This window comes from Spiroplasma endosymbiont of Aspidapion aeneum, from assembly GCF_964031045.1.
GTDB lineage: Bacteria > Bacillota_I > Bacilli_A > Mycoplasmatales > Mycoplasmataceae.
Genome location: NZ_OZ034994.1, coordinates 257,931 through 276,795, shown reverse-complemented (window position 1 = coordinate 276,795; position 18,865 = coordinate 257,931). Strand labels below are relative to the sequence as shown.

At 26.4% G+C, this 18,865-nt stretch carries 18 protein-coding genes; 3 read left to right on the top strand and 15 right to left on the bottom strand.

What is annotated here, in order from left to right; translation table 4 throughout:
- From AAHM97_RS01300 to AAHM97_RS01250, 11 genes are all read right to left on the bottom strand, one after another.
- On the bottom strand, positions 1 to 675 hold the full coding sequence (locus AAHM97_RS01300; protein ID WP_342269149.1) for a copper homeostasis protein CutC: 675 nt from the start codon (positions 673 to 675) through the stop codon (positions 1 to 3).
- Positions 675 to 1,394 (bottom strand): glucosamine-6-phosphate deaminase, encoded by a 720-nt coding sequence (gene nagB, locus AAHM97_RS01295; RefSeq protein WP_342269148.1) that lies wholly within the window; start codon positions 1,392 to 1,394, stop codon positions 675 to 677. The genes AAHM97_RS01300 and nagB overlap by 1 nt, the downstream gene beginning before the upstream one ends.
- Complete coding sequence (nagA, locus tag AAHM97_RS01290; RefSeq protein WP_342269147.1) at positions 1,395 to 2,549, bottom strand: N-acetylglucosamine-6-phosphate deacetylase; 1,155 nt, start codon at positions 2,547 to 2,549, stop codon at positions 1,395 to 1,397. It abuts the gene before it with no gap.
- A 150-nt stretch (positions 2,550 to 2,699) separates the two neighbouring features.
- A complete protein-coding gene (locus AAHM97_RS01285) occupies positions 2,700 to 3,614 on the bottom strand; it encodes a type I phosphomannose isomerase catalytic subunit (protein ID WP_342269146.1) in 915 nt (304 codons plus the stop codon).
- A 39-nt stretch (positions 3,615 to 3,653) separates the two neighbouring features.
- A complete protein-coding gene (locus AAHM97_RS01280) occupies positions 3,654 to 4,010 on the bottom strand; it encodes a hypothetical protein (protein ID WP_342269145.1) in 357 nt (118 codons plus the stop codon).
- 135 nt (positions 4,011 to 4,145) lie between these two features.
- Positions 4,146 to 4,325, bottom strand: coding sequence for a 50S ribosomal protein L32 (rpmF, locus tag AAHM97_RS01275; RefSeq protein ID WP_342269144.1), 180 nt, complete (start codon positions 4,323 to 4,325; stop codon positions 4,146 to 4,148).
- 83 nt (positions 4,326 to 4,408) lie between these two features.
- Complete coding sequence (locus AAHM97_RS01270) at positions 4,409 to 5,743, bottom strand: hypothetical protein (protein WP_342269143.1); 1,335 nt, start codon at positions 5,741 to 5,743, stop codon at positions 4,409 to 4,411.
- A 120-nt stretch (positions 5,744 to 5,863) separates the two neighbouring features.
- Complete coding sequence (locus AAHM97_RS01265; RefSeq protein ID WP_342269142.1) at positions 5,864 to 8,005, bottom strand: PTS fructose transporter subunit IIABC; 2,142 nt, start codon at positions 8,003 to 8,005, stop codon at positions 5,864 to 5,866.
- Between the two features lie 125 nt (positions 8,006 to 8,130).
- On the bottom strand, positions 8,131 to 9,465 hold the full coding sequence (trmFO, locus tag AAHM97_RS01260) for a methylenetetrahydrofolate--tRNA-(uracil(54)-C(5))-methyltransferase (FADH(2)-oxidizing) TrmFO (RefSeq protein WP_342269141.1): 1,335 nt from the start codon (positions 9,463 to 9,465) through the stop codon (positions 8,131 to 8,133).
- Positions 9,449 to 11,344, bottom strand: a complete 1,896-nt coding sequence (locus AAHM97_RS01255) for an ABC transporter ATP-binding protein (RefSeq protein ID WP_342269140.1) — start codon at positions 11,342 to 11,344, stop codon at positions 9,449 to 9,451. The genes trmFO and AAHM97_RS01255 overlap by 17 nt, the downstream gene beginning before the upstream one ends.
- 169 nt (positions 11,345 to 11,513) lie before the next feature.
- On the bottom strand, positions 11,514 to 12,812 hold the full coding sequence (locus AAHM97_RS01250; protein ID WP_342269139.1) for a hypothetical protein: 1,299 nt from the start codon (positions 12,810 to 12,812) through the stop codon (positions 11,514 to 11,516).
- A gap of 146 nt (positions 12,813 to 12,958) precedes the next feature.
- On the opposite strand from AAHM97_RS01250, the gene AAHM97_RS01245 reads away from it, so the two are divergent.
- On the top strand, positions 12,959 to 13,255 hold the full coding sequence (locus AAHM97_RS01245; RefSeq protein ID WP_342269138.1) for a single-stranded DNA-binding protein: 297 nt from the start codon (positions 12,959 to 12,961) through the stop codon (positions 13,253 to 13,255).
- A gap of 16 nt (positions 13,256 to 13,271) precedes the next feature.
- Entirely contained in the window at positions 13,272 to 13,565 is a 294-nt protein-coding gene (locus AAHM97_RS01240) for a single-stranded DNA-binding protein (protein WP_342269137.1), read from the top strand.
- Between the two features lie 262 nt (positions 13,566 to 13,827).
- Here AAHM97_RS01240 and AAHM97_RS01235 read toward each other — a convergent pair whose 3' ends face one another.
- From AAHM97_RS01235 to AAHM97_RS01220, 4 genes are read right to left on the bottom strand one after another with little or no spacing between them, the layout of a single operon-like run.
- Positions 13,828 to 15,507 (bottom strand): phospho-sugar mutase, encoded by a 1,680-nt coding sequence (locus tag AAHM97_RS01235; protein ID WP_342269136.1) that lies wholly within the window; start codon positions 15,505 to 15,507, stop codon positions 13,828 to 13,830.
- Complete coding sequence (locus tag AAHM97_RS01230; protein ID WP_342269135.1) at positions 15,497 to 16,135, bottom strand: ribonuclease HII; 639 nt, start codon at positions 16,133 to 16,135, stop codon at positions 15,497 to 15,499. The genes AAHM97_RS01235 and AAHM97_RS01230 overlap by 11 nt, the downstream gene beginning before the upstream one ends.
- A complete protein-coding gene (gene ylqF, locus AAHM97_RS01225) occupies positions 16,128 to 17,000 on the bottom strand; it encodes a ribosome biogenesis GTPase YlqF (RefSeq protein WP_342269134.1) in 873 nt (290 codons plus the stop codon). Before ylqF ends, AAHM97_RS01230 begins: the two co-directional genes overlap by 8 nt.
- Before the next feature lie 13 nt (positions 17,001 to 17,013).
- A complete protein-coding gene (locus AAHM97_RS01220; RefSeq protein WP_342269133.1) occupies positions 17,014 to 17,475 on the bottom strand; it encodes a 23S rRNA (pseudouridine(1915)-N(3))-methyltransferase RlmH in 462 nt (153 codons plus the stop codon).
- Positions 17,476 to 17,688: 213 nt separating this feature from the next.
- Between AAHM97_RS01220 and AAHM97_RS01215 the strand changes: the two genes are divergently transcribed.
- Positions 17,689 to 18,675 (top strand): hypothetical protein, encoded by a 987-nt coding sequence (locus AAHM97_RS01215; RefSeq protein WP_342269132.1) that lies wholly within the window; start codon positions 17,689 to 17,691, stop codon positions 18,673 to 18,675.
- Positions 18,676 to 18,865: the final 190 nt, after the last annotated feature.

The window sequence follows — 18,865 nt, the reverse complement described above, 5'->3', positions numbered from 1 at the left end:
CTATCCCCCTGTTATTAATTTTTTTAGTTTGTTAATTTTAAGAACATCAACAGGATAATTAAAACTATTGTTTTCTCTTGCTAATGTTCCAAGGTGAATTTCATCAACAACATCTTTGACTTTATCAATATTATCGCTGTTTATTCCCCCGCCACCCAATATTTTGGTATGGCCCTTAATATTCTTAAGCTTATTTAATGTAGTTATATTTTCAATTATATTACTTCCACACGCTGTTAAAACATAATCAATTTTAAGATCACATAGGATTTTATAACCCTCCTCAAAATCATTTATAAGATCAAAAGCTTTATGAAAAGTTACGGTCATATTATATTCTTTTGCCAATGAAACAGCGGTCTTAAGATGTTTAATGTCAATATCGTTTTCTTTTGTTAGCATACCAAAAACAACACCAGATATATTATTACTTTTTCCACAAAATTCAATTTCATTTAATAGTAATTTCATTTCATCTTCACTGTAAATAAAATCTCTATTTGTTTCTCTAATCATAACATTTACCGGTATTTTTGAGAAAGTATTTTTTATTTCAAAAAACGTTGGGGTTAAACCACCCACTTGTAAGTTTGAACAAAATTCAATTCTATCTGCGTTTGACCTATTTATTAATTCAATATCATATAGGTCTCTTGCGATAATTTCTAATTTCATTAAATTCTGCCCGCGGCTTTTTTATCTATAATTAGTGTAAAGTTAGAGTGGTCTTTTAATATTGTACAAGGCCACTCTTCTGTTTTATTGCCTTTTACTAATTGGAAAATAGCATCTTGTTTTTTTTCACCAAGAGCTATAAGATAAATTTTTTTTGCTTTATATATTGAATTTAAACCCATTGATATGGCTTGTTTTGGTACATCCTCAATATTTTTGAAAAATTTTGCATTTGAATTAATTGTTGATTTTGTTAAATCAACAACGTGGGTTAAAGAATCAAATGATGTTGGTGGTTCGTTAAAACCAATATGTCCATTTTCACCTATTCCCAATATTTGTAAATCAATTCCACCATACTCTGCTATTTTTTTATCATAATCACTTGCATTATTTAAATAAGTTTTTGGATCTGGAATAAAAGTATTTTTTTTATTGATATTAATATGATTAAATAATTGTTCATTCATATAATATTTATATGATTGGTCATCATTTTCATTAAGACCAATATATTCATCAAGATTAAATGCTATAACTTGTGAAAAATCAGTTTTATTTTTTTTAAAATCACTAATTAAATATTCATATGTTTTAATTGGAGAACTACCTGTTGCTAAACCTAAAACTATTTTTGGGTTGTTTTTAACTGCATCAATAATTATCTTCCCTAAAAATTCTCCTACTTGATCTTCATTCTCTAAAATTTCTATATTCATTTAATAACCACCTTTCTCGTAAACAATTTTACCGTTTACAAATGTTTTTAAAACAGAATAATCATTTTTATCTAGTAAAACACAATTTGCAATATAACCTTCCTTTATTAATCCAATTTCTTTATCTAATTTTAATTCTTTAGCAGCGTTGTAACTGGTCACTTTATTTAAATCTAATAAGCTACATTGAGTTGCTTTAATAAAGGTTTGGACACAATGAATATATTTTGCACTACTTCCAGCTAATGTGTTATCTGCTAATGTTACAATATTATCTTTTTTAATTACATTAAGACTACCTAAATGGTATGGTCCATTTGGAAGACCTTTTGCATTCATAGAGTCAGTAATTATAATAAGATTTTGAGCTGTTTTTATTTTATATACTAATTTAATAACAGATAATTCATTATGAACTCCATCTGTAATTAATTCACATTTTACATCATCGTGTAAAAAACCAAAATTTACAACCCCTGGTTGGCGATGGTTATATAATGTCATAGCATTATTAAAATGAGTTAGATGTGAAACCTTATTCTCCTTAAAATCTTTATATGCTTCATAATATGTAGCATTTGTGTGACCTATTGATAAATTAATATTTTTGTTTTTAACAAAATTTACAAATTTATCATCAGCCTCCTCTGGGGCATAAACTATATATTTTATATATTGTGTATCTATACCCTCGAGCAATATCTTTATATTTTCAATATTAGGCTTTTCGATATTTTCTGGGTTATGAGCACCTTTTTTTAATTTTGAAATAAAGGGCCCTTCCATATAAAATCCTAGTAATGATTTATTTATATTTTCATTACTTGAAACTATTGTTTCTAATTCTTTTAATCTTTCGTTTAATCTGTCAACCTTTGTGGCGACATTACCTATGCAAAAATTTGTGACACCTTCCCCATAAATATTGTTAATCAATTTTTTAATGTTTTGACTTGATAAATTATCAAAATCAATCCCATAGCCACCATGCATATGAATGTCAATAAAGCCAGGGATTATAATATTCCCTTGGCCATCTATCCCATCTATATATGGTGTTTGTTTTATTTCTACGATCCTATTATTATTAAAAAAAATTGATGCATTTTTTTGGATTTTATTTTCCAATACTAAAGTTACGTTATTTATTTTCACGTTCACCCCTATTTAACACTAGGCCTACTTTCATTATACCATATAAATATAAATGTTGATATATTTTAATATTTATATGGGGTATTAAATATTGCAAAATAATTGCTATAAAATTAAAAAAATCAGTAATTACTGATTTTTTAATTCTTTTTATTTACTTTGTAAGTAAGATATTATCGCCCTTGTATTCTTATCACATGTAAGATTAAAAATATCACTATCAAATATAATTGCAGATTCATATAATGAAAATTCAATATTGTTAATAATTGCCCTCTTAGATAAAATGGTCACTTGTAGCCATTGAGCATTATCTATTTTCAAACTTAAACCATCACTCCAGTCTCACAAGTAAAGGTTAAAATTTGAGGATTGAAAAAAGTTTTTATTTGCGTTTTTTATTATTGGTAAATTAGTATCGGGTATTAAAATATTTTTTAGACTGTCTTCGATGTGAAGTTCTCTTGGTTTTCCATCAGTTCCAAGGCGGTTGTAATCATAAAGACGATATGTGATATCGCTTGAACGTTGTGTTTCATAAATAACAACACCCGGACCTACTCCATGGATTTTTCCAGCGGGAACATTAATAAAATCATTCACTTCGATATTGACCGTTTTTAAGATCTTATTTCAATCATTATTTTTAATATTTTCTTTAAATTCATCCAAAGATTTGGCTTTATGTCCATAAATAAGACTAGCATTTTTCTCAGCTTCTAAAACGTATCAAGATTCAGGTTTTCCAAGACAACCATGATGTTTTAAAGCATATTCATCACTTGGATGAACTTGTACAGAAAGGTTATCTTCTGGAAATAATAGCTTGTTTAAAAGTGGGTATTCACCTTGATAATTATTAAATAACACACGGTTATTTTCAAAATATTCCTTAAGTGAAATTTCTTTATTGTTTTCACTAACAAATCCCATTCCATTTGGATGAGCAGAAATAGTCCAAACTTCTCCAATAATATCACTAGTGGTTTTAAACCCTCTTTCTTTTGCTTTTTTTCCACCTCATACTCGTTCTGCTAAAAATGGGCTAACTTTTTTTATTTTCATCTTTTTACAACCTTCTTCTCAAATAATACCTTTATGCAACTAATCATCTTCTTTTATTCCTGGGCGGTCATTTAATCTTTTAATAATTCGATTATAAACCGAATTTGTAATTTTAGGTCAAATTCAAAAATATGTAAACAATGGAAAAAAAATAGATGCAATTAAAATTGTAATTAAAAAATATAAAACAAGCTTATAGTGATTACTAACAGCTATGTACATAAAAAACATTGTAGATGAAGAACCAACAATTAATAATAAGATAGCTGATAAAATTGCTCACAAATGAATCTTATTATATGACTTAATTTCACCTTCATTGCCATTATCAAATATAAAATCTAATTTTTCGCGTAATTTTCTTCCCACTGGACCAAAATCAAATCTTGAATTCATAACACACCCCTATATTTACAATTGTTTTATATAACTATATGTATTATATCAAATATTTTTATCAAAACACAATGATTGTTATTGCCAAATAGAAAATAAAATAAAAAAAAATCAATAATATTGATTTTTTTAAAATTAACCCTCTACTTGAATAACTTCTTTATTTTTATAAAAACCACAATCACGACACACTCTATGCGGTTTAATTATTGCACCACAATTAGTACAAGAAACTAAAGCATCAACAACTAATGCTAGGTGACTTCTACGTTTATTTTTTCTTGCCTTGCTTGTTTTTCTAAATGGAACAGCCATTATTACACCACCTTTTTATTTAATTAAAATATTAAATTCTTATTTAAGTATAACATAAGCCTTAATAAGTTTGTTAAATTTTATTAAATTTTATTAAATTTTAGTTTTTGTTCAATTAAAGAATAAATTTTATCTATACTATCAATTTTACCATTGGTATTTGCTATTGTAAATTCTCCAGTGTGTTCTTCAAATTCCTTGACATCAATATCAAAAAATCTTAATAATTTTGTTATTTGTCTTATTCTTTTTTTGTCATCCATATTATTATTTATATTTGACATGTCAAAATGGAACTTTTTAAAACTTATAGCATAATTATCAAAATATCTTATTTGGCTATACTGGTTTGAAATAAGATATCTATTTAGTCAATAGCCGACACGATTTTTTATATAATCAATATTAGATCTTTGGCTATTTTCAAGTAAATATATTGCAATAATATTTTTTGTTGATTTATTGGGTATATAGTCAATGTTTACATAGCCCTCACTATTATAGATTACATTATTATTGTCACTAATAACCAACAAATCTTGCATATGTTTAATGTTTATTATGCCATTAATTTTTTGATAATCAAAAAAAATAACCCTTGCATTTGATTCATATTCTAAAATATTTGTTAAATTAATAAAAATATTATCTTGATTTACAATATTTAATTTATCTAAAAGTAGAAAATCATATGTATATAATTCTCATTTTGTTTCAGTTATTTCAAATATTTTTCTAACAGGTATAAACTGATAGCCAACTACAGCTAAATCGTTGGATTCAATATTCCCATTGATTGTAATATCCATTTTAATATTATCTAACTCATCAAGTTCGCTTCGAACTGGTTTTTTACGAAAATAGAATGCTAAGTCATTTATAATTTCATAAAAACTATTATTAGTATTTATATGAAATATTATATCCTTTACTCCAATAATATCTAAGATTGTTTCCATACCATATTTTTTTGAAAAGTCTTCCTTTGATAATATTGGTAAAAGATTATTAGTTTTATTATAATCTAAAATTTTAAAATTATATCCTAAATCATCAAGTGTACAAAGGTAACCATCAGTCTTTAATTCATTGTGTCTTCTAGGTTCTATTTTACCTTTCTTAAATATTTTTTTATAATTTTTTGCAAAAATTATAAAATCGCCACTTTTTGATTCTCATTGCGATATAGCAACAGCTGGTAAGTCTTCTCCTATATCTACTAAGGATAAATATTCGTGAGTATCGTCAAGTTGATGGCTACTTCCAACGTGACATATTTCCAAACTATCTTCTTGTTTGCAAGATTTAACCATTTCCTTGAAATCATATCCCAGTTCTTGTAATGCTGATTTAATATTATTTTCATCTAAATTCGCATTATTTAATATCTCATTTATCATTAGTTTACTTAAATACATATAATTCCCTTTTAATATCTATGTTAATTATACAATAAATTAATATTTTAATCTATAAATCCCAACATAAAAAAATGACCTAAATAATAGGTCATTTTATATTTTTCGATAGTATAATTTTTAAGAAGTTACTTCTTCGGTTTTATTTACTTTATTTGTAATTTGTTCAACTTGTTTTTCATCATTTTCAATATTTAAATCGCTTTTTTTGTCTTGAATTTTAACAAAGAATCTAAATAAAACTATTTGAACTGCAATTCCTGCAGCAATTGCAATAAAGTAATATAGTATACCAATATATCCCATTGTTCATGTTGTGACACCACCAAAGAATGCGATAATAGGTCCACCTCATGCACCAACTCACCCAGAAACATGGAATAACCCAGCTAACATTCCAGCAACACCAGAACCAATAATATTTGCACAAATTACAGCTCATGTGTATTTTACAGCAAAGGGTATTGCTCCTTCGGAAATACCCATAAACCCTAAGATTATTGCATTTACAGCAATAGGTTTATCTTTTTTAAATCTATTTCTAAAGATAAATGTTGCAATACCACATCCCATCGGTGCAACCGCAAAAGCAGCCGCCGCTGTCCCCATAGCTTTACCACCATCTGTAAATATAAGTGCTGTTGCTCCAAATGAGGCAATTTTATTTATAGGACCCCCCATATCAACACCAGCCAACATACCAAGGATTAGACCAAGAATTGGCATTCCAATATTACTTTCTTCCATTTTTTGTAAACCTTTGTTGACATAACCAATTGATATTCCAAATATATTTCCTAAGAGCAAAATAGTTATAATTCCATAAATTAATGATACAAAAACAGGGATAATAATGATTGGCATAATTGGTTGAATATATTTATTTATTCTTATTCGAGTATTAATTATTTTGATTGTATAACCAACAACAAAACCAAATAACAGGGCAGCAAATATTCCCCCACCATTACTTGGGAAATTTGCTTTCATATCATAAAATGCTCCATATGACATTCAATAACTTGGAGTTACTCCTAAAAAAGTAAGTACAAATGCTGGACAAATTGCCGCTCTTCCTGCTATTGAATTTGCTATATATGCTCCCATTATAGGAATCATTACTAAGAAACCTACATTAGCAAAATTATTTAATAGGTAAAAGAAGGCAATTCCAAAACCTTCTATTCTCGCTGTATACAAACCATTGTCTTTTAATGACGGTGTATGTGTTAAATATTGTAATGACCAAGAACTTTGAATGTGAATATTTTCTTGAATATATACCATACCATCAAGTTTACCATCAGAATAATTTAACCATGGACCATATACAAGTTTTCCTATCCCAGTTACGACAGCAAATATAATACCTGCAAATACAATAAATGGAATCATAAAACTAACACCACTCATAATATGACCAATTCATGCTTTTTTTTGATTTACCTCAAAAATGGAATTTGATCCTAAACCCTGATTAAAAACTTGGCCTTTTGATATAACATTTCGAACGCTATCAATAGGGTTATTTATTGTCTCTTTAGTTCCTAATTTTAGAATTTTTTTACCAACAAATCTCTCCATATCTATAGCAATATCTGTTGCCAAAATTACACCATCAGCATCATCTATTTCTTTTGTAGTTAGATTAAACTCTTGCCCCTTTTGACCTTGTGTTTCAATAGAACAATTTCAATTTAATTTTTCACATGCAGATATTATAGCTTCCCTTGCCATATATGTGTGAGCAACACCTGTTGCACAAGCTGTTACTCCAACAATAGAAATATTATCCTTATTTCCAATGTGACTTTTTTTAAGCTCAACATCCTCTGCTAAAATTGAATAAATTTTGTCAATACTTTTTTCAGTATTTAATTTTTCAACAATATTCTTATCCAATAATTTAGTTGCTACCTTTGATAATATATCAAGATAGTCAGCTTTTTTTTCTGGAATAATTAAAGCTATAAGACACTTTACTTTATTGTCTTCAAATCATTTAACTGGGGTCTTTAATCTCATAAAGAAAATAGCAGGCTTGTTTATACCAGATGTTCTTGCGTGTGGAATTGCAAAGCCGTCTCCTGTAAATGTAGGTTCTAAGTTTTCTCGATCAAGAAAAGCTTTAATCAAAGCATCTCTATTTTCAACTATATTATTTTCAATACAAATATTTGAGATAAACTCAAATATTTTTTCTTTTGATAAAATAGATTTATCTATGAATATATAATCTTTTTTAATAATACCCTTTTCCATTTAATTTTCCCTCCAAGATTAATTTATCAAATTAATCTATATAATAAAGGAAATAAATCAATAAAATGAATTTAATATAAATTATTTAATGGTACAAGAATGTTATAAATAAAAAAGTATAATTTTTATTTCATTGTAATATTATATTTAGAAATAAATTGATTTAAAGAATTCATAGAGTTTTTATAATACTCTTCCCTACGTTCTTGCTTATTGTATTTAATATTTGGATCAAAAGACGTTTGAACTATATGCCAATTAGATTTCATTGGTTGAAAATTTTGGGGATTTGATAATAAGATATATCGTATTAACGCTCCAATAACAGTATCATATGGAAAAATGATGGGAGATTTTTTCTCTATTCAATTTATAATATTTAGAGAAGTAACCAAACCAGAAGCCGCTGACTCTAAATAACCTTCAACTCCTGTTATTTGTCCGGCAAAAAAAATATTATTATTATGCTTTAACTGAAGTCTATTATTAAGTAATGTCGGTGAATTAATATAATTATTTTCATGCATTTGACCATAACGTACAAATATTGCATTTTCTAAGCCGGGTATTTTTTTAAAGACTCGCTGTTGTTCTTTTATTTTTAAATTTGTCTGAAAACCAACCATATTATATGCGCTTAATGCTGCATTGTCTTGTCGTAATTGTACAACAGCATAATTGTCGCTTCCATCAAGATTTCTTAATCCAATTGGTTTTAAAGGACCATATCTCATTGTGTTAATATCTCTTTTTGCCATAATCTCAATTGGCATACAACCCTCAAATATGCGAAATGTCTTTTCATTTTCCAATCTTAAAGGAAATGTTTCTGCTCTTATTAATTCATTATAAAAAGTTAAATATTCTTCTTTTGACATTGGACAATTAATATAGTCTTGAGTTTCTCCTTTTTCATACCTATTTTTAATAAAAACTTTATTAAAATTAATTGATGCTTTATCTATTGTCGGAGAGATTGCATCAAAAAAATAAAAGTATTCCTCTCCTACTAAGTTTTGAATTGATAATTTTAGTTTTTCACCAGTTAAGGGTCCAGAAGATATTAGTGTGATTTCCTCACTCGAAATATTATCAATTTCTTTATCAATAATTTTAATATTTTTATGCTTATTTAATTTAGATGTGACCAAGCTAGAAAACATTTCTCTATCAACAGCCAAGCTTTCTCCTGCGGGTATTGATGTTTCTAAAGCACAATTTAGAACAAAAGAATCAAGTAATTTCATTTCTTCTTTCAAACACCCAACTGCATTCCCGAGAATAGTTGATCTGAATGTATTAGAACAAACAAGCTCACAAAAATCATCAAGTTTTTGAATTTCATTTTTTAGAATTCTTTTTTTTTCATATAATATAACTTCATATCCTCTATTTGCTAATTGTCACGCTGCCTCACAACCAGCTAATCCAGCTCCAATTATACTAATTTTTTTCTTCAATTATTTTTCCTGCCTCATAAAGTCTTTTAAAGTAACCATCTTTTGTTATCAATTCCTTGAATGACCCTCTTTGAACGACACCCTTTTCTCCTTCTAAGACAATTACTTCATCACATTTATTTATTGTTGTTAGCCTATGGGCAATAATGAATGATGTTCTTCCGATTGTTAGTTCATCAAATTGTTTTTGTATCTCTCTTTCAGTTATATTATCAAGTGCGCTTGTTGCTTCATCTAAAATTAATATATCAGGATTTTTTAAAAACATTCTAGCAATAACAAGTCTTTGCTTTTGTCCACCAGAAAGCATAAATCCTCTTTCGCCAAGAATTGTGTCATATCCTTCTTTTCATTTTGAAACTATATCGTGAAGTTTAGATTTTTTTGCAGCTTCTATTGCTTCTTCATTAGTTTTATGTTCCTGAAAATACTTAATATTGTCCAATACACTACCATAAATAATCTGTGGTTCTTGTTCCACATATCCAACTCTATTTAAAAATGATGTAAGATTTACATCTTTTAACTTAACATTATTATTTATAAAAATTTCACCCTCTGTTGGGTCATAAAAACGCAATAACAATCTTGAAATTGTTGACTTACCACTTCCTGTTGTTCCAACAAATGCATAACTTTTACCTTGTTTGAAGGTAAATGATGTCTTTGGCAATATTAATTTATTTGGTTTTTCAGGATATGAAAATGATACATCTTTAAAATAAATATCTCCTTCAATTTTATCAATTATTATCCCCCCATTAAAATTTACATCAATTCTAGGTTCTGCATAAATAATATCATTAACTCTTTTAATTGAAGTTTTTGTTCTTACAAAATCTGGAATTATTTTCAATATAACAACCAGTGGTCCGGTGAGAACATAAACAATTGAAACAAAACTAGCTACAACTAAACTGATATTATCAGCATCTTTATATCAAAATGTTACAATCATTACTGTTATAAGTGGTATCGCAGAAACACAAACTCAGATTCAAGTTGAAAAAGAAGCGTTAACAATTTCAGATTCAAATGATTCTTTAATATATTTTTTATGCATAGATTTTATTTTCTGTTCTTCAAATTCTTCTGTTGCACTTGACTTTATTAACATTATAGAGGCAACACGATCTGTGATGTAACTATTAATATCAGTTACAGTTACTCTCAATTTTTTAATGTATCTTTCTGTTGTTGTTGTTAGTGACCCTATTAACATAACTATAAAAAATATTATTGCTATAAGAATAAGACCTATTCTTCAATCAACAATCATAATAACAGTAGAACCAAGAAAAAAAACAGTTAATGATGAAATAGTGTCAGAAAACATAATTTCACATTGATCACCAATTATCATTGTATCACTAGTAATTTTAGTAATTAATTCACCAGTTTTTGCAAATGAAAAATATGACAAATCATTTCGCAGTAATGAAAACATAATTTCTTTACGTAACCCAATTTGAATATTCTTTGCAAAAAGGCCGCTTAAAAGGATGCTTCCGGTCTGCACAATCATCACAAGAAAAAAAATTATTAAAATGACTCATAATCATTGTTGACAATTGAAACCAATTCCTAAAAAATATGCTTGCGTTTGGTCACCATTCATTTTAATAGTGATTAAACCAGTGTCAAATTTGTGTTTCAAATCCATTTCACTTATATTTGGATTACTTTTATGATAACTATCTACATTTAAACAAGTGACAACAGCAGTTAATACTATCGATAATAAAACACTTATTGCACCACTAAAGATAGCTAAAAACAATAAGGGGAAAAAAATCATTGGATACTTTATAGCATATTTACTTGAAAGTGCTAAAAAACCTTTATTTTTATTATTTATTTTTTTAAAATTATTATTCATAGTATTATTATATCATTACCTAAAATAATAATAACCAAATATTAAAAAAAGTGGAAGATTAAGTCGTAGATTGCAAATTTGTAGTTTCATATAGGTTTTAAAATATTGCTCGTATAAAATAATATGTAGGATAATAAATTAAGCATGGTTAACCCTAAGGGGAGAGAAGTTAAATAAATATCTCACCTCTTTTTTGTTTGTAAATATAAGTTTGTAATAAATTTTTGTTTTTAATAAATGTTTTGAATGTTTTGTAAAAATCTGAAAGTGAATTAAAGTGATTTCCAACTGATAAATAGAATTGTTCTTTAATTCAACCATTTAATGCCTCTGTTGATGAATTGTGCTTAAAACCAGAATTAGACATTGATATTATAAAATTGTGCTGATGATTTTCATAATTTAAAACTTCATAGGAAAGATTGGCTGAACCTCTATCCATTTGAACTATACAATTCGTGAAGTCATTTTTTGACAGATATTTAGATATACCATATAATGTTGAAACAACAGTTTTTTTGTTTTCACCCTGACCGATTGAATATGACACAACCTTTCTAGTAAATCAATCATAAGCAATTTCACATAATAACTTAGTTCTTTTTCCATTTATAAATAGATCTTTAAATCAAGTTCCATCAATACCAATTTTTTGTCCTGGACATGTTGTATATGTATCATTTCCAATTAAATCATTTCTAATGTTTTGTTTAATTCGCACTGCCTTACTTCTCTTAGTTCAACGAACAGCCACAGGATATTTTAAAGGATACTTTAATTGGTAATCTCGAATGATTTTTCGGCTAACATTAACATTATATGTAGTTTTTATCCACTTATTTACTGTAAAAGCACTCCCAGGAGCATTAAATGTTGTATAAAATTTAGTAATCATATCCTCTGCATTAGGATTAGCTTTTGATATATATTTAGGGATGAAAGGTGGATAATTTCAGTATTTGAATTCTGATTTTTTTAACAAATTAAAACGTTTTTTGAATGCATAATATTTACTTACAGATACTCCCAATGCATCACACATTTTTTTAACAGCTGCAACCTTTTTAAATTCCTTTATATATATTTCACAAAATGAATGATGCTTATATGGTTTAGTCGTCATCTTCTCCTTCATGTCACGCATCTGTCATGAAGGATCGAACTTTTTTAGCACATTGTTTTGCATCTTAAGTTTCTCATTTTCCCATTTTAATTCTTTATTTTCTTGCTCCAGTTTTTTCATTTTTTTCTTGTTTAATATTTCTTCAGATTCAATTTTTGCCATATATTCTTCTTCTTTCATTGAAGATAATTTTAATTCTTCAATATTATTATACCTAATAATCCAATATGAAATAAGCGGCGCACCAGAAGTTATGTTGTATTTTTTAACTATTTCACAAATTTTCATTCCATTTGAATAGTCTAATATTGCATGATATTTTGTTTTGTAACTATATTTTTTCATAAAAAAAGTAACCTTTCTACTAGTGAGAGTAAATATTATTTCCTCCCCTTAGGGTTACCTTTGCTTTAGTTATTATAAATAAAAATTGTGTACAATAGACACTTTTTTATAAATTTTGGTGTTTATATATATGGAGGAAGAAAAAAATGAATTCAGTTTATATAACAGGAGAGATTGCAAAACAACCTTTAGAAATGATAGATAGTGAGAACAAAAAAGCATATTACAAACTAGCAATTAAAACAAAAAGAAATGCAGCCAAAGTTGATGACCATTATGACTTTGTCAATTTAAAAGTGTATAAGAATCAAGTAGATAATATTACTAAATTAGATGTTGGTTCTAAAGTCTTTGCAATAGCTTCTTTTAAATCATATGGAGAATATGATAATCAAGATTTTAACACAGAACTTCATGCATCATTAATTAATGAGTTAAACTAAGAAAGGAATATTAAAAATGAATAATGTTAATATAATTGGACAAGTTATTAACGAACCAGTTGAAGTGTTTTCTTCTAACGAAGATGTATCTTTGTACAAAATATTATTAAAACTTGAAAATGTGGAAAAAAACAAAAAACAAAAAGATCAATATTTATATGTTAAAGTTTGAAAATCTCTTTTACAAAAAATAGATGCCTTAATAGAAGGTGATAAAATTGTCGTTAATGGAAAAATAATTTCATTTGGTAATATTAACAACGGACATGTCGGAAATGATGTGTATGTTAATTCTATTTTTAGAATTTAATATGCTTTTAAATCTAAGACATAAAATAAAATGATGGGTAATTAAATACCCATCATTTTTACGGTCAGTTTTCATATTTTACGTTTTATTAAAAAAGTATATTATTAATCTACAAATAATTAAAATATTAAAAATAATAATATCTTTTTGTTATTTCTTGAGATAATAATTTAATTATGTTGGTCATCTGAAAAAAGTAATGAATTTATATTTGTTGCAAATTATATATTAATGATGAGCACAACATTTATTTGTATTTGTATTAAAATTTTACACTTATAAATTTAGACAAGAAATCAGAAAAACTTTTAAATTTTTGCTTTGCTCTCTCCATCGAGGAATCTACACAAACAAAATATATTTTTACTTTTGGTTCTGTTCCACTTGGGCGAATAGCAAATCACGAATTATCTACAAAGTAAAACTTCAATAAATTCTGACTTGGCATATTAAATAATCCCTCTTTGTAGTCTTCGATAAATGAAATATCAATTCCATCAATATCACCAAATTGTTCATTTCTCATTTTTTCAATAATAGGTTCAATTTTTAATTTTAATTCCTCTGGTTTAAAATTTAAATTTATTGTTTTAGTATAATAGTAACCAAATTCTTTATATAAATCATCGAGCTTATCAATTAACGTTTTATTTTCTTTAACCTTATAATATCATGCAGCTTCGCAAATGGCCATAGCAGCTTGAATTCCATCTTTGTCTTTAGTAGATTTATCAATTACATAACCAAAACTCTCTTCATAGGCAAAAACAAAGTTTAAATCTCTTTGTTCTTCTTTCAATATTTCAGATGCCATCCATTTAAACCCCGTTAATGTTTTAATTATCTTAACACCATATTTTTCATTAGCCACTCTATCCCCTAAATTAGATGTGACAAAACTAGAATATAAGGCTGGATTTTTTGGTAATAAATTTCTTTCTTTTAAATTTTTTAACCTTCATTCAATTAATAGTGGACCAGTTTCATTTCCGTTCAATCGGTGTCATTTTCCATCGTGTTTTACAGCAACCCCTAATCGATCAGCATCTGGATCTGTTATTACAATTATATCAGCATCCTTATTTTTTTTAGCATATATTAAGGGTATTTCTCACGCCTTCTCAAACTCAGGATTTGGATTTCCTACATTTATAAAATCTGGGTCCTCGTAAGCATGTTCTTTTACTTCTATAACATTAAAATTTGATTGGCTTAAAAATTTTGGCACATATTTTGTTCCTGTTCCATTTACAGCAGAGTAAATTACAGTTAAATTTTTCTTATCATTTTTAAAAAACTGTAGATCAGAAATAATATTATTATAATAATCTTCATCTTTTTCACATACATATTTTATTTTATCATTGTTCTCAATATATTTTCAATTTAAAATGTCATCATATTTTTCCATATATTCAGAGATTAATTGTGTTTCCTCATCAACTAATTGGCATCCAAATTCATCGTAAATTTTATAACCATTATATTCCTTTGGGTTATGACTTGCAGTAATTACAATCCCACCTGAACATTGTAACTTTGATGTTAGAAAAGATACAACTGGGGTTGGTCTCATCTCATTATCCTTAAATAGAAGAACATTAATATCATAACTTGATAGAATTTTAGCAGCTTCCATTGCAAATTCTTTTGATTTATGACGATTGTCGTGGCCAATGACTATCTTTCTTGTGCAGTCCTTAAATTTATTTCTTATTAGTCTAGCATAAGCTCTTGTAACAGACCTAATTGTGAAAATATTAAATTTACCGGGCCCAACCCCAAGAATTCCACGAATTCCAGCTGTTCCAAAAGTTAATTTATTTTCAAAAGCAAATTTAATTTCATTTTGATTCATATTTTTAAGTTCATTCTTTAACTCTTCATCGACATTTACATTTTCAATTCAATCTTTATATTGTTTATTATTCTTAATGCTCATGATTTACCTCCAATAATTCTCTAATAGGTTTATATGTTTTACGATGAATCGGTAATACACCATATTTTTTTACATTTGTGATATGTTCTTTTGTACAATATCCTTTGTGATTTTCAAATCCATAATCTTTATATTTATCTTTATAGGCGATAAGAATTCTGTCGCGATAAACTTTCGCTAAAATACTTGCACATGCAATTGATTGACTTTTATCATCTCCTTTTATTATTGACAATGATGTGTAACTATTTCCTAATTGTACCTTTTCAGCATCGATTAAGCACATATCAGGCTTAATATCTAACAAATAAATTGTATCAATTATTCCCATAATACTTGTCTTTTTTGGATTATATTTATCTACTATATTATTATCATATTCTTTTATTGAATAAGAAAGACAATTATCTTTTATTAATTGAAATAATTCTTCTCTTTGTTTGAATGATAAAAGTTTTGAATCTTTTATTTTTTTATTTTTTCAATTTGGATCTAAAACAACAGAGGCTACAACAATAGGGCCCGCCATTGCCCCTCTCCCTACTTCATCACTACCAGATAATAATCTTACCCCGTATTTTTGTCTAATTTCCTCATCAAATTTAAATCTCAAAAAATCACTACTCATTTTTTGGCCTTTCAAATGATATATTTGTAATCTTATAATTTAATAATTTATTTAAAAATATCTCAACTCCTAAATCAATATTATTTTTCTCACCTGAATATAGTATTGACAACTCCTCAAAAATATTATATATGTATTCTTCATTGTATTCATAATAATTATTAAGTTTTATTTTAAATGCATCTTCAATTATGCATTTATAATCTTTTAATAGTAAATCCAATATTGAGGCAGCAACCTCATTTTTATATGTGTCAAATATTCTTAAACAATTACTTGCAGCACATATAATTGCCTTTTCTTTTGTTTCAAATTTAGATGGCGAAATCCCTGGACTATCGATCAAAGTTATTTCCGGTGTTAATACTATTCTCTGTAACCCTCTTGTTACTCCGGGTTTATTTGCAGCATTAACCTTTTTTTGTGTAGACAAACTATTTATAAACGTTGATTTACCCACGTTTGGAATACCTATCACTAAAACATTTGAATTTATTTTTTCATAACCACGGCTTCTTTGTTTTTTAAATACTTCAGTTAAATTATGGTTTATAAATTTGATTAAATTTGACTTATTTTTATTACAATTTTTTTCAATTAACATTGCAATTTTAAAATTCATATTAAAATAATCTAACCATTTGTTTGTAACTAACATATCTGAAATATCTGATTTTGCAAATAAATATATTATTTTTTTAGACTTTAAAATATTTTTAAATAAGAAATTTTGAGTAGATAATGGTGCTCTAGCATCTATTATATAAACAACTAAATCAACCACAGATATTTGCCTTTCAATATCTTTTATACTCTTATTCATATGCCCGGGAAATCAATTAAAAACTGCTTTTTTTTCTTCCATCATTTTCCACCCGCTATTTATGATATTTATGATTATTAATAATTTTAAAACTCCGATAAATTTGTTCTAAGAGAATAACTCTACATATAACATGTGTTAATGTAATTCTTCCAAATGAAATCTTATTTAGATACTTTTTTTTAAAATCATTTGAAAAACCATCACTTGGTCCAATTACAAAACAAATATCTTCTGATATTTCAATTACATGTTTTACAATAATTTTTGAAAACTGTATGGTATCTACAATATCACTTCAAATATCTAATAAAAATATTTTTGTATTTTTTAATTTATCAAGTCTATCTTCCATAATTTTTGAATTATTTTTCTTACTTTTCTGTATATTATCAAATACTGATTCTTCAATAAAAACTACATCGATTTTTACGAATTTCTCTATTTTTTTTAAATAGAAATTATAAGCATCATCATGTACATCATTATTCTTATTAAAACAATATATTTTTATCAAATTTACTTCCTAAATAATATTATACATTGTTAATAACAATATTACCCAGAAATAAACATTATCTCATAACAACAATTAAGTGATTTATTTAAAATATTATATAAATATATTTAGTTTATTATTATTATTTACTATTGTATCCTTCGCCTGTGCCAAAAAGCCCTAAAAAAATCAATTTTATGGTATAATATACTTATATATGGAGGTTAAAAAATGGCAAATGAAATTTTGACAAAAAAATATAAATCAATTCTTGATTATAATCCACCAAATATATCAATACTTAAGACTATCGGGCCAGAAATAGAATTTTCAATCACCGCACTTTTAAGCAACGCAGCCGTAGAAACATATTTTAATATGTTATCTCTTGAATATTATAACTATGAGTTTAATCAGCTTCTAAAAATAAATAAATTAGAATTGAAAGATAAAAATACAAGCGTTTTAGATCTTACCGTTCTAGAATTGGTATACAATATTGTTTATCAGATAGTATTGAGAAAATGGAAATACTCAAGTTATATTGCCTATGATGTTTATATATTGCCAATTAGAATAGAAAAATATATAAAAGCTCTAAATTATGACCTTAAAAAATATGCAATAAATAAAAACAAAGATGTTTATCGATTGTTTCAATCACCGTCTAAACCAGCAACAATTATTTTAAATAAATATAACTACGCAGATGAAATGAATGTAGTATTTGAAGCCTATAAAACTACAGATAGTGAAGATTTGGATAATAAACTAATACATTTTAACGAAATAATTAAATTTATTGACTATTCTTGGGGATTAATAGAAAAAAACTTTGGTATTGAGTTTGCCACTAAGATAAAAAACAACATAAAAATAATACAATCTGCATCTAAAGCAAAATTAAAAGATATTGAGATAAATTATATAAATAAAATGATGGACCAAACAATAAATTTTACAATGGTTGTATTTATGCTAATGGTAGAAAATATGGACGCCGGATATTGAGATGATATTGTTCATGAAAGAAAAATACGTGATAAAAAAATAGAAGTTGAGAGCGCGATAAATTCTCTTAATGAGGAAATTAGACTAATGGAAGAAGAAAATATAAAAAAAAGAAATAAGATAAATATCGATGGCCACTTAGAATTAGAAAAAATTAAACAGCCAAATATTAATCTAAATAACGCAAATATTAACAATTTAAATTAATAAGTAATAAAAAATATCTAATCTATATTGATCTAAAAACTTATGCACCAATATATTATTAATTAATATACATATCTAAACAAATTCTACACAATTTATTAATGTGTAGAATTTTTTTTGATAATTTTAAAAAGTGAACAAATTAAAAGATTGAGCTGATACTCAATCTTTTATTATTATTTATACAAAA